Genomic DNA, 13,522 nt, shown 5'->3' with positions numbered 1-13,522 from the left:
CAAGTAAAAAAACGATACAATAGAACTAGATTATGTTAAAGGATGGTCGATCATGAGAATTCAATTACCTAAACCTTTCTTTTTTGAAGAAGGAAAAAGAGCAGTTCTACTTTTACATGGATTCACAGGTAATTCATCAGATGTTAGACAACTAGGACGTTATTTACAGAAAAAAGGATATACATCATATGCACCGCATTATGAAGGTCATGGTAGACCTCCTGAAGAGATATTAGAATCAAGCCCATATGTGTGGTTTAAAGAATGTTTAGATGCCTATGATTTCTTGGAAGAAAAAGGGTATACTGAAATAGCGGTAGCAGGGCTTTCATTAGGTGGCGTTTTTAGTTTAAAATTAAGTTTAAAAAGAGATGTAAAAGGTATTGTAACAATGTGCTCTCCTATGTATATAAAAACTGAAGGCACAATGTTTGAAGGTGTATTAGATTACGCCAAAGAATTTAAAAAGTATGAAGGAAAATCACCTGAACAAATCGAGCAGGAAATGAAACAATTTCATCCTACGAATACTTTGACTGAATTACAGGAAGTCATTCAAGGTGTAAGAGATCAAGTTGATGAAGTATTTGATCCTTTATTTGTAGTTCAAGGTAAACTAGATAAAATGATTAACCCTGATTCTGCTAATGTTATTTACAATGAATCCTCTTCAGACGATAAAAACATTAAATGGTATGAAGAATCTGGTCATGTTATAACAATCGGACAAGAAAAAGAAAAAGTATTCGAAGATGTACATCAATTCTTAGAATCATTAGATTGGTCCGAATAAGACATAATAATAATATAAACGAGAAAGGAGGCCCGCTATGAATCTAAGAGAAGAAGTTGAACAAATCATCAATGAAAAAGAATATAGTCCTATGACAGTAAGTGAATTTCAAGATGTAATGGGACTCAATAATGCCGATTCATTTAAAGAATTAATTAAAGTTCTAGTTGATTTAGAACAAACGGGTCAACTAGAAAGAACAAAGACGGATAGATATAAGAAGACAAGAGACAAATCAGATCTTGTTAAAGGTACATTAAGTCAACACAAAAAAGGTTTTGCATTTTTAAGACCTGTAGATGATACAATCGAGGATATATTCATTCCACCTAATCAAATTAATAAAGCGATGGATGGTGACGAAGTATTAGTAGAAGTTGTGCCATCTCGCGGGGATCATAAAGGGAAAATAGAAGGAAGAGTTAAAGCTATTACAACACGTAATATTACGCAAGTCGTAGGTACTTATACTGAAGCTAAGCATTTTGGTTTCGTGTTACCTGATGATAAACGTATTACTCAAGACCTATTTATTCCTAAAGGTAAAAATCTTGGTGCCATTGAAGGGCATAAAGTATTAGTAGAAATTACTGAATATGCTGATGGAACACATAATCCAGAAGGACAAGTGAAGGCGATTCTTGGTCATAAAAATGATCCAGGCGTTGATATTTTATCTATTATTTATCAACACGGTATTAACATCGAATTTCCAGACAATGTTATTGCGGAAGCAGAAAACGTGCCAGATCAAATTCAACCAAGTGAAATAAAAGGTCGACGTGATTTAAGAGACGAACTCACTATCACAATTGACGGCGCAGATGCTAAAGACTTAGATGATGCAGTATCTATTAAACCTCTTGATAATGGTTTAACAGAGCTTACAGTCAGCATTGCTGATGTAAGTTACTATGTTACTGAGAATAGTGAATTAGATAAAGAAGCTTACGATAGAGCAACAAGTGTTTACCTTGTAGATAGAGTCATTCCAATGATTCCACACAGATTGAGTAATGGTATATGTTCATTAAATCCTAATGAAGACAGATTAACTTTAAGTTGTAGAATGGAAATTAACCAACAAGGTGAAGTTGTAAGACATGATATTTTCGAAAGTGTAATCCACTCAGATTATAGAATGACTTATACAGATGTAAATTCAATTATTGAAAATAACGATCAAGAAATCCGAAATCAATATGCTGAAATTACACCAATGCTCGATTTAGCTCAACAATTATCACAACAATTAATCGCTAAACGTAAAAGACGTGGTGAAATTGATTTTGATATTAAAGAAGCACAAGTGCTAGTCGACGAAGATGGTATACCAACTGATATTAAAGTGAGAGAAAGAAATGATGCAGAAAGATTAATCGAAAGCTTTATGTTATCTGCTAACGAAACGATTGCTGAACACTTCAGTAAACTTGAAGTGCCATTTATTTATCGTGTCCATGAAAATCCAAAAGCAGAAAGACTAACGCGATTCTTTGAATTTATTGCTAACTTCGGACTTTCTGTTAAAGGGTCTAGTGAAGATATTCATCCATCAACTTTACAGAAAATTGTAGAAGAAGTAGCTGGACAAAAAGAAGAAATGGTTATTTCTACATTGATGTTAAGAAGTATGCAACAAGCAAGATATAGTGAAGATAATTTAGGACACTTCGGTTTGTCAGCTGATTATTATACACATTTCACATCACCTATTAGAAGATATCCAGATTTAGTCGTTCATAGATTGATACGTAAATATTTAATCGATAAGTCTATGAACAGTAAACAAATTAGACATTGGGAAGAAATGTTACCTGATATTGCTGATCACACATCTAAGCGTGAAAGAAGAGCAATTGATGCAGAACGCGATACTGATGATCTGAAAAAATCAGAATACATGATCCAACATGTAGGAGAAGTATTTACTGGTATTATCAGTTCAGTAGCCAACTTCGGTATGTTCGTTGAATTAGAGAACACAATTGAAGGTATGGTACACATGTCTAACTTAACTGACGATTATTATAACTTTGATGAGCGCAACATGGCTATCATAGGTGAACGCCAAGCTAAAGTATTTAGAATTGGTGATAAAGTAGAAGTTAAAGTGATCAATGTTAATGTTGATGAAAGAATGATAGACTTCCAAGTTGTAGGTATGCCAATAGCTGAGAAGAATAGAGAAAGATTAGCAAGAGAAAAAACAATCAAAGCTAAAAAACGTGGTACAACTAAAGAAGAAGAGAAGCCTAATAACCGTAAAAAAGGTGGACCTAAAGGCAAGCAAGGCGGTAATCAAGGTAATAAAGACAAAAAGCCTTATTACAAAGCTAAAGCTGTAAAAAATAAAGCGAGACGCAATAAAAAATAGAAAGTAGGTGATGGATGTGCCAAAAGTTCAGAGCAAACCATTAGCGCAAAATCGTAAAGCAAGTCATGATTACACAATAGAAGATACGGTTGAAGCGGGTATTGTACTTCAAGGTACTGAAATCAAATCCATTCGCCGAGGTAGTGCAAACTTAAAAGATGCATATGCACGCGTATACAACGGAGAAATGTACGTTTACAACATGCATATTGCACCGTATGAAGAAGGTAACCGTTTTAATCATGAGCCATTAAGAAATCGTAAATTACTTTTAAAAAGAAAAGAAATCGATAAACTTTTGGGTGTTACAAAAGAAAAAGGGTATGCATTAATACCGCTTAAACTCTACATTAAACACGGTTACTGTAAAGTACTTATAGGTGTAGCTAAAGGTAAACGAGACTATGATAAACGACATGCATTGAAAGAAAAAGAAGCAAAACGTGACGTTGAAAGAGCAATGAAACAAAGATATTAAACAATTATATTGATAAATCAATCAAAAATTGTTAAGATTAAATATACTTCTGATAAAAAGAAGTATATTTCTTATCGAGGGGACGTTACGGATTCGACAGGGGTCCCCGAGCTTATGAAGCGTGTCGGAGGGTTGTCTTCGTCATCAACACAACAGTATAATAACTGGCAAACAAGATAACTTAGCAGTAGCTGCCTAATAGCACTCTGCATCGCCTAACAGCATCACCTATGTGCTGTTAACGTGATTCAAATTAAGTAGGATACGCTCGTCACTGCCGTTTGAAGTCTGACGAGAAGAGATTAATCAAACTAGCGTTGTAACAGGGTGTCAGTCTCCTGATTCAACGCGAACCCTTAACGACTAGACTACACACGTAGAAGCATTTGTATCAGGATCTCTGGACGCGGGTTCAACTCCCGCCGTCTCCATATATAGCTCTCAGCCCTAGTGGTTGAGGGCTTTTTATTTTTATTGCCCCAGTATTGCCCCAGTATTAACTTTTAGAACGCTGAACGCATAGATATAATTGAGACTAAAAAACTGCCAACTAGTTCACTTAAAGTGAACTAGTTGGCAGTCTGACCTCATCTATAACATGAGATTTCTATTCTTTTTCTTGTTTCTTCTTTAAATAGTCGCTTATTAGAATATAAACGACACCAATAACAACACCAATAAGTATTGTAGTTGTAACAGGATTGAGCGGTTTATCATTAAATAAGGCATTATAGAATAAATTTAAGACATATAGTAAAGAAAATAAACTTAGTATAAACATGATTACTTTTTTCATAACACACCCCCTTAAAACATTATAACATATAGAATATATTTAATAAGATTCATTTTATATAGTATAAAACTATATGAGTAAGTTATAAGAATGATAGAATTAGAAAAATAAAAGTTCTTATAAATTTATTTTCTCACTTGAATAATAATAGCTTTCTTTTTTGGGTCGTATAAAAATATAAACAATAATAAGTACGCCTATTTTACCAATTATCATTAAAAGTATGAGTATTACTTTAGATAAAGAAGTTAAGTCTGCAGTAATACCGGTTGAAAGACCTACAGTCGCAAAGGCTGATATTGTTTCAAATAATACTTTCGTCATGTTCAAATTTGGACTTTCAATCAATATGATTAATGTTGATAAGAAAATTAAAGTACTTGATAAAAAACAAATTATGATCGCTTTACTAATTTGTTCAGCCATAATACTTTTTTTAAATATATGGGTATGTTTTTGACCTTTTAATTGTGCGTATAAATAAGCCACTATTATTGCTAAGGTAGTTACTTTAATTCCACCACCGGTACTCATAGGTGCTGCACCAATGAACATTAACAAATCGAATATAAAAAGTGTGGAGTCATGTAATTGACCTATATCTACGGTGTTAAAACCAGCAGTTCTTGTCGACACTGATTGAAATACAGATTTATACACTTGAACAATCCAGTTATCATTTTTTAAAGTATTATTTTTTTCGATTAACCAAAATGATATAGCTCCGACAAAAATTAATATACTCGTAGTAGTGAGTACAATTTTTGAATGTAGTTTTAACTTGCTTATACGATTAGATCGCCATAAATCTACAATAACAATATATCCAATACCACCGATGATAATTAATAATGGAACGATTATATTGACTATGAAGTTATTGCTATAGGGTATAAGGCTATTTGAAAATAGTGAGAAACCTGCGTTGTTAAATGATGAAATAGATGTAAATAAACTAAGAAATCCTCCTTTAACTATCCCGAAGTCTGGTATAAACACTAGCGACAGAATAAGAGCGCCTAGTAATTCCACAATGAAACTAAATATTACAAGGTGTATCGTTATTTTTAATAAGCCAGAATCATTATCTATACTCCATGTATACATTAGTAACTCTCTATTTTTGAAAGTTATATTCTTTCTTGTAAAAATCATAATAAAAATCGTTAATGTAACAATTCCTATACCACCTATCTGAATTAACAATATTATAACTAAGTAGCCTAAATCATTAAATTGACTAGGAATATCTACTGTTGAAAGGCCAGTTACAGTAAATGCACTAGTAGCTATAAAAAATGCATCTATAAAGCTGATTGATTTTCTTCCAGTCATGGGTAAATAAAGTAGTATAGAACCAATAACTGTCGTAGTTATAAACAGTGTAAGATAAAGCATAGTTAACTTAGATATAGTGTTCATTTAACATCACCTTATATATGAGATAAGTTGATATTAGTCCTATATAGAGAGAAAGGCAATTATAATATGATATTTTACACATTATTTATAGAGATTAACACTTAACACACAGCGTGAATTTCGAAATATTTATAAGTGAAGTATAAGTGAAAATATTGAATGGATAAGAAACAAGCTCTTAACTGTTAAGGTTAAGAGCTTGTATTTGTTATTTGAAATTAATGATCTTTATTTCTCTAATTTAAATATACTGATTGCTAAGCCTATCAGTACGGTACCGATTGCATAGTCTAGTATGGATTTGAATTTATGGTTATTGAATAATTGTCTTATGTAATTGAATAAGAAGCTGCACAAGAAGAACCATACAAACACTGTTAAGATAAATAGTGAAGACAACATGATTATCTTCATTGATCCGTCTTGTTTTGTAATAAATTGAGGTAAAATGCTGACGTAAAATAGGATTGCTTTAGGATTAAAAATTGTACTTAAAAATCCTTGCTTATAAGATAGAGTCAGTTTAACTTGTGATGGACCTGTTGGATGGGTGGTTATATTAAATGTCTTCTTAGCATTTAATATGGACTTAACACCTAAATAAGCGATATAAATAGAACCTAAAATTTTAATACCAGTAAAAACATAATATGAAGATGTTAAAATAAAGATTAAACCAAAAGCAGCTAAAGCAGAATAAAAGACATGGGCGCTTGATATGCCTAAACCTGCCATAATGCCATTTCTAGCATCTCCTTTAAGTGTATTGTTCAACACTATAAAGAAATCAGGGCCAGGGATGATGATGATCATTAATGCTATGACAATGAAACTTAACCAGTTATCCATATATGCTACACCTCTTTGTTGATGATTTATTCTAAACAATATAACAGAAAATTATGAAAATAACTACATTATTTTTAAAAATGATATAATTCATAAGAGTTAATCTATATAAGAATAGGTGATTTGATGAAGATAGGTAAATATAGAATAGATTCAATGTGGTTAAGTATGATACTTGGTTTTGTTTTTGTATCTTTAGTTGTACCACCTTTATGGTTTTCTGTTTTTGCTTTATTATATTTTGCATATAAAAGCGGTGGGATTGAAAAAAATAGATAAGAATATATTAAAGCTAGCTATGATAACATAACTAGCTTTTTTTATATTAAATATGAGAATGAGGTCATCGAACAAACGTCTCAAATACAAACTTTAGTATAGTGAATAGCGTTAATAGGGCGCCGAATGAAAATAGAAATATGTTAAAGATGCTTTTTCCTTCCCATATTATTACTAGCAATCCGACTAATGTTATGATAATGCCACATAATAAGTACATATTTCCTCCAACTGATTCTTCTAAAAAATTCAATTTAATTTATTATTATTATTTTATCACAAGTATCATCATGAAGAACGATTAAAACTTCTAGCATTCTATTTTGATTACCTTGATTTTTATTAATTAATTTGTAATAGTATTTATATAAAAGGTGATTAAATGAAAGCTTTAATTTTTTGGATTGTATTTATCTGTGAGGCTTTATTTATTTTATTAGGAATTGGTTTTGATATCTATACTAATCATATAGGCGTTAAGGATATATTCTATGATTCTTGGATGACAAGTCAATTTAATTATAAACATAACTCAGCAGGTACTTTTACAGCTGTAGCACTAGCTTATATCTCTTTAATGACAATGTTTATTGTTATTTATTTCGTATATAGAGAAAAGGGATCTAAGATTAAAATATTTACGTCGATTTTTATTCTTGCTACGTTAATTTATACATTTTATATATTCATAACAGGACTCAATTATATAGTTGATTTTATATCTATACATTAATACGGTAAATCAAAGGAGAATGTATGAACGATAACAAAAAGAAAAGAAAGCCCATTACATTTGGAGATTTTTTAGATGTATTCTTTTTCATTGGAGAACTTATTAAAGGTGTATTCTTTGTAATACCAAGAACAATTGCGAGGATTGCAAAATTTATTTTTAAGATATTCGATTAAAACATCGTAAAGGTGTTTTATTTTTTTTGGAAAGAATTACAGGTGGATTTAAAATTATATTATTCATACAGGCGTTCTATGTAGCTTGTTTAGTGAGTCTTGCAACATACGGACGTTCTATGTTGCTTGTTTGGAGAGTCTTGCAACATACGGACGTTCTATGTTGCTTGTTTGGAGAGTCTTGCAACATACGGACGTTCTATGTTGCTTGTTTGGAGAGTCTTGCAACATACAGAGCTTCTATGTTGCTTGTTTAGTAAGTCTTGCAACATACAGAGCTTCTATGTTGCTTGTTTAGTAAGTCTTGCAACATACAGAGCTTCTATGTTGCTTGTTTGGCCAGTCTTGCAACATACGGACGTTCTATGTTGCTTGTTTGGAGAGTCTTGCAACATACAGGCGTTCTATGTTGCTTGTTTAGTAAGTCTTGCAACATACAGAGCTTCTATGTTGCTTGTTTAGTAAGTCTTGCAACATACAGAGCTTCTATGTTGCTTGTTTAGTAAGTCTTGCAACATACAGACGTTCTATGTTGCTTGTTTGGTGAGTCTTGCAACATACAGACGTTCTATGTTGCTTGTTTAGTGAGTCTTGCAACATACGGACGTTCTATGTTGCTTGTTTGGAGAGTCTTGCAACATACAGGCGTTCTATGTTGCTTGTTTAGTAAGTCTTGCAACATACAGACGTTCTATGTTGCTTGTTTAGCCAGTCTTGCAACATACAGCCGTTCTATGTTGCTTGTTTAGTGAGTCTTGCAACATACGGCATGTACTTAAAAATATAAACGACTTTAAATAAGAAAAACAGTAGAAATTCATTTTTAATAATGAATTTCTACTGTTTTTTAATTTCTAGGACATTTATGTCTCATGCACTTTATTAAATCTTAATGTACGTCTTCTTTTTTAATATTACCAACATGATAATCAGCTGTTTCATATATAGCAATGTAAGCTTTAGGATCAACAGTGTTAATAATTTCTTTTAATTTTTGTTCTTCAAGTCTATTAATTAGACATGTCACTTCTGTTAACTGAGTCTGCATATCACTAGCTGTAATCACTGAGTATGTACAATATCTACCTAATTTAGTTTGTATCTCAGTAATTAAAGTTTCATGATTACTTGAAATGATTTTGAATGTTTTAGAACCACTAAATCCTTCTTCAATAATATGTATCACTTTAGATGCGATGAAATAAGCAATTGAAGATAAAATAGCGCCTTTTAAACCAAATACCGTTGAAACTAAAATAAATACAAATGAATTTAAGAATAAAATTAAATCACTCGTTCCAAAAGGTAATTTTCTCGATAATAATACAGCTAACATATCGATACCATCAAGAGCGCCACCATTTCTAAGTGCTAACCCCATACCAAAACCGATAATCACACCACCAACTACTGTTACTAATAAAGAATCTCCCTCAATAATAGTAGGAATGTTGTGCATAATTGAAGTGAAAATTGATAAAGATAAAATACCTATAATAGATAAAAATGCGAACTTTTTACCAATTTGTTTATAACCTAACCAAACAAAAGGTATATTTAGAATACCAATCAAAATACCTAAAGGTAAATTTAATAATGTAGAACTTACAATACTAATACCCGTTACGCCACCATCAGATACATTATTAGGAATAAGAATAGATTCAAGACCGTAAGCAGTAATAAACGCCCCAATAATGATCAGTAAAATTCTGATAATAAACATTGTTTTTTGTTTCATAAATTTCCTCCTTTAAAATTGCCACGTATTATTATGACATGATTTTTATGAAAATCACATAAAAAGGTTCATGATGAGATAGACCATCGTGATTTAGGAAAGAAAGATGAAACATTTTCATGAGTTCTGTTTATATTTTGCATAAATTAACGTTATCACAAAAGTGATTATTATTAAGATAAGCAATAAAACATTAATTGTTGTATTTAAGTTGTGATTTTGAATAAAAAGTCCATTTATACAAAATAGAAAACTAATAATTACCAAGAAATTCAAAACTTTCATATATAGTTTTTCCATTTTTTCTTCTTTTATACAAAATACTATTTCAATTATTTTAATTATATGTTTACAATATATGCGAAGTCAAAAATATTAGGGAGAATTTTTATATCATTTATCGTTAATCACAGTGCGCTCTTAAGAGTGCTTTCACTTTTAATATTTGTAGTGATAGGAATGTATATAGAACATAGAGATGACAAGAACACACACCCTAAAACAAAAGGAGTCCATAATGAATAAAAGTATTCCATTTATAATAATTAGATTAGTAATTTTATTTATGATTTTATTTTCATATAATTATTTTGAAATTTACAATAAATTCGGATCTTTATTAGGATTCGGTTCCTTATTAATTATTATAGTTTTAGTAAGTATCCTTTTAGAAAAAGTATATTATAAACTTATTAATAGAAAAGATTAAATATATAAGAACACCGTGAAAACAATGAGTATGAGTGATTTTATTGATTTAATTCCTTAATATTTAATCCTTCATTTTCGCTTGGAGCTTTAAAGAATTTGGATACATGGTTAAACATTTCGATTGTGTCAAAGTGCTCTCTACTCGGATCTTCGTCGCGTCTCTTCTTAATTTGTTGGATGCACTGGTCGTCTGATAAGTTTAAAAAGATTAATTGATGACTCGTTTGTATATCGGAAGAGATTTCTACTAACCATCTTCTTTGTTCGACCGTGTTACCTGGAAAGTCCATGACTACATCTGTTCCAGTTTTTAATATGCTTTGGACATGACTTTTAATTAATGGTTTAATTTGATTTGAATATTTTAAGTAATGCTCGAATGAGTGAATTTGAGTAGGGTAAAGCGTTTCTAACCATTCGTCTTCTGATATTAATACAGCGTTATTTTCTTTTGCAATTCGTTTTGCTTTTGTTGATTTTCCCGCGCCCATTTTTCCTGCAAAAAAATACAATGTACCATACTTAGTCATATTGTGTGCCTCCGATTTATTTGTATATCATTCTTTTATATCATATAATCTCGTGAAGTGTCATTTTATAAGTGATACAATTAAATTCAAAATAATTTATAGTGAGGCCATGGTTATGACAAATATTTATTTTTTAAGACACGGTGAAACGGACTGGAATGTTATGGGAAGAATTCAAGGTAGAACGGATATTCAGCTTAATGATAATGGTGTCCGTCAAGCTAAAGAGAGTAGTGAATTTTTATCCAATTTAAATATAGATTGCATTATAACGAGTCCTTTAAAAAGAGCGAAAGATACAGCGGAAATTGTTAGAGAGAAGCTTAATGTAGAGTTGATTGAAATGGAAGAATTTATAGAATTATCATTCGGTGACGCTGAAGGCATGACGCTCGTTGAACGTTTAGAACTATATCCTGATCGTATTTATCCTAACCAAGAAGAAGACGAAAGTATTAAAGCACGATTTTTCAAAGGGTTAGATACAGTGCATCAGAAATATAACAATAAAAACGTGCTTATCGTATCACATGGAGCATTTATCAATGCGATTTTATATCATTATTCTAATGGAGAAATAGGTACAGGTAAGATTAAGCTCACAAATGGTGGCATTACATCATTGAAAATGTCAGACGATAAAGTGGAAATACTTGAATATAATCAAATCAATCATTTATCTCAATATAATCGAATAGGTGAAATTTAGGAGTATGAGTTACATGCTCAAATTGTATTGTTTTTTACGTTGTTAAGTTCGATTATAGTATTTTTATCTTATCTGTTATTTACTTAAAAGAGTCTTGGGCATAAATGTCCCAAACTATAATAATTTTGTAAAGTGCATGCTTGCCTGGGGGTATGGCTCGAGCCTGTAGTCGCGCGCGGCATACTATTCCCCCGGGCGTCAGCACTTTATAAAATCAGAAATATAATATCATCCAATCCGAAAATGATTCCAACGGATTGGATGATTTATTTTAAGTTGGTATTTATGTCCCAAATTCTTTTTGTAATACTATATTGACCATTTAATTAAAGAGGATGAGTAAGTTAATCCTCCTCCAAATCCTACTAATAGTAGAAGGTCACCTTTTTTAATTTTGTTTTCTGAAATTGCACGGTTAATAGATAACGGTATTGTAGCAGAAGATGTATTGCCATAGTATGCAAGACTCATTAAAGCTTGTTCTTTTTGAATATTGGATTTGTCGCAGATTGATTCAATCATTCTTGAGTTGGCACTATGTGGTACAAACCAATCTAAATCATCGATTGTATATTTTGATTTATTTAATGTGTCTTGGATAATTTTAGGAACTGTTCCTACAGCCCATTTATAAACACCTCTACCATTCTGTACGACAAAACCTGGATTATCTAAATCTTCATGAAACATTTCTTTAGATAAGTTCGAACAGTATAAATGTGAACCTTTATCTCCGTCAGAACCAAAACTACTTGCTATGAAACTAGGATCATTCTCGGAATATTCTACTAAAATGCACCAGCTCCATCTCCAAATAGAATACATGTGTTTCTATCTGTATAATCTGTTATTTTTGATAATGTTTCCGAACCTATGACTAAAACTTTTTTACTTTGACCTGAAGTAATCAAGCCATTTGCTATATTTAAGCCATACGTAAATCCTGCACAAGCTGCATTAACATCTATTGCGCCACTATTTTTGATGCCTAATTTTGCTTGAATATATGATGCAACACTTGGTGTTTTATAATCGGGTGTTAATGTTGCATTGATAATCATATCAACATCACTTAAATCAACATTGTAATTTTGTTGTAAGTCTAGCACGGCTTTATAACTAAGATCACTTGTATATTCATCGTTCTGGGCAATTCTACGTTCGATAATTCCAGTTCTTTGTTGTATCCATTCATCGGATGTGTCTACAATTTTTTCGAAATCTTGATTGTTCATTATATTTTTAGGAACATAAGCGCCTTGAGCAGTTATTTTTGCATTTGAAATCATTTTTATCACCTTATTTTATCAATTTGAATTTAGTACCTAGTCATATTATTACATATTAATACTTGATTATAAAGTAGGGGATGAAAAGTTGATTGTATATTGTGATGTGTACAAATATCAATTATGGGGTAATAGAATTGAGAAAGGTGAATAACCTAGCGAAAGTATATTGTGTGAGGAGTTGATTTAGATGGGGAACGTGTTAAAACGTATTCTAAGATATATAGGTACAGTTGTTATATTTAGAATGATTCGTAAATTATTTAACAAAGGTACAAATAAAGGTTAATTAATACCTAGGATTATTAATTTTTATTAAAATTTTTATTAAAATTATGTTTAAGTAATAATTATGCCGGGTATTTTATTATTACAAAGCTATTTACCTAGAGTGGTTTTGAAAAAATATTTATTCGTATATTGTAATATAAGAAACACCTCACAATTTTTTGTGAGGTGTTTCCAGTTTATCTAGTATTTTACAAAATAGTGAAGATAATTCGCACGAAGACTTAAAAGATAAAGTAAAAAGAGCGCAAATTCTTTAAAAACAAGAATTTGCGCTCTTTTACATTAATCTAGGATGTTAATGTCCCAGACTCTTAATACGTTAGTATGCTTATATACTAACATTTATTT

General features: G+C 31.1%; 12 protein-coding genes, 1 other RNA gene and 1 pseudogene. 8 read left to right on the top strand and 6 right to left on the bottom strand.

The features are described from left to right. Positions 1-52 precede the first annotated feature (52 nt). From PYW35_RS10400 to ssrA, 4 genes are all read left to right on the top strand, one after another. Entirely contained in the window at positions 53-793 is a 741-nt protein-coding gene (locus PYW35_RS10400; protein ID WP_016911934.1) for an alpha/beta hydrolase, read from the top strand. Positions 794-830: 37 nt separating this feature from the next. Then, positions 831-3,170 carry a ribonuclease R gene (rnr, locus tag PYW35_RS10395; protein WP_016911933.1) on the top strand — a complete coding sequence of 780 codons (2,340 nt, stop codon included), beginning with the start codon at positions 831-833 and terminating at the stop codon, positions 3,168-3,170. A 16-nt stretch (positions 3,171-3,186) separates the two neighbouring features. Further along, positions 3,187-3,648, top strand: a complete 462-nt coding sequence (smpB, locus tag PYW35_RS10390) for an SsrA-binding protein SmpB (protein ID WP_016911932.1) — start codon at positions 3,187-3,189, stop codon at positions 3,646-3,648. A gap of 78 nt (positions 3,649-3,726) precedes the next feature. Next, positions 3,727-4,082, top strand: a transfer-messenger RNA (tmRNA) gene (gene ssrA, locus PYW35_RS10385). A 173-nt stretch (positions 4,083-4,255) separates the two neighbouring features. Here the strand turns inward: ssrA and PYW35_RS10380 are convergent. The 3 genes from PYW35_RS10380 to PYW35_RS10370 form a co-directional block, all read right to left on the bottom strand. Continuing rightward, entirely contained in the window at positions 4,256-4,444 is a 189-nt protein-coding gene (locus tag PYW35_RS10380; protein ID WP_103322548.1) for a hypothetical protein, read from the bottom strand. Between the two features lie 117 nt (positions 4,445-4,561). Next, positions 4,562-5,866, bottom strand: coding sequence for a TrkH family potassium uptake protein (locus PYW35_RS10375; RefSeq protein ID WP_204107848.1), 1,305 nt, complete (start codon positions 5,864-5,866; stop codon positions 4,562-4,564). Between the two features lie 228 nt (positions 5,867-6,094). Further along, positions 6,095-6,715 (bottom strand): LysE family translocator, encoded by a 621-nt coding sequence (locus PYW35_RS10370; protein ID WP_103323494.1) that lies wholly within the window; start codon positions 6,713-6,715, stop codon positions 6,095-6,097. A 126-nt stretch (positions 6,716-6,841) separates the two neighbouring features. Here PYW35_RS10370 and PYW35_RS10365 point away from each other — a divergent pair, with 126 nt between their 5' ends. From PYW35_RS10365 to PYW35_RS10355, 3 genes are all read left to right on the top strand, one after another. After that, entirely contained in the window at positions 6,842-6,994 is a 153-nt protein-coding gene (locus PYW35_RS10365; protein WP_169925709.1) for a hypothetical protein, read from the top strand. 382 nt (positions 6,995-7,376) lie between these two features. Beyond that, the gene (locus tag PYW35_RS10360; protein WP_103323493.1) at positions 7,377-7,727 is read left to right on the top strand and encodes a hypothetical protein; all 351 of its coding nucleotides are present in this window, start codon (positions 7,377-7,379) and stop codon (positions 7,725-7,727) included. Positions 7,728-7,750: 23 nt separating this feature from the next. Beyond that, on the top strand, positions 7,751-7,903 hold the full coding sequence (locus PYW35_RS10355; RefSeq protein WP_169925708.1) for a hypothetical protein: 153 nt from the start codon (positions 7,751-7,753) through the stop codon (positions 7,901-7,903). An 889-nt stretch (positions 7,904-8,792) separates the two neighbouring features. On the opposite strand, the gene PYW35_RS10350 is transcribed toward PYW35_RS10355, so the two are convergent. Further along, the gene (locus PYW35_RS10350) at positions 8,793-9,644 is read right to left on the bottom strand and encodes a YitT family protein (protein WP_103323579.1); all 852 of its coding nucleotides are present in this window, start codon (positions 9,642-9,644) and stop codon (positions 8,793-8,795) included. Positions 9,645-10,393: 749 nt separating this feature from the next. After that, entirely contained in the window at positions 10,394-10,885 is a 492-nt protein-coding gene (locus tag PYW35_RS10345; RefSeq protein ID WP_103323431.1) for a P-loop nucleotide/nucleoside kinase family protein, read from the bottom strand. Between the two features lie 115 nt (positions 10,886-11,000). On the opposite strand from PYW35_RS10345, the gene PYW35_RS10340 reads away from it, so the two are divergent. Continuing rightward, on the top strand, positions 11,001-11,594 hold the full coding sequence (locus PYW35_RS10340; RefSeq protein ID WP_103323430.1) for a histidine phosphatase family protein: 594 nt from the start codon (positions 11,001-11,003) through the stop codon (positions 11,592-11,594). A 309-nt stretch (positions 11,595-11,903) separates the two neighbouring features. Here the strand turns inward: PYW35_RS10340 and PYW35_RS10335 are convergent. Further along, positions 11,904-12,883 (bottom strand): annotated as a pseudogene (locus PYW35_RS10335) (beta-ketoacyl-ACP synthase 3). Positions 12,884-13,522: the final 639 nt, after the last annotated feature.

Origin of the sequence: Mammaliicoccus vitulinus (assembly GCF_029024305.1) — a bacterium.
Lineage (GTDB): Bacteria > Bacillota > Bacilli > Staphylococcales > Staphylococcaceae > Mammaliicoccus > Mammaliicoccus vitulinus.
Note: the sequence above shows the minus strand (reverse complement) of the source record. Positions and strands in the feature narration are given on the sequence as shown.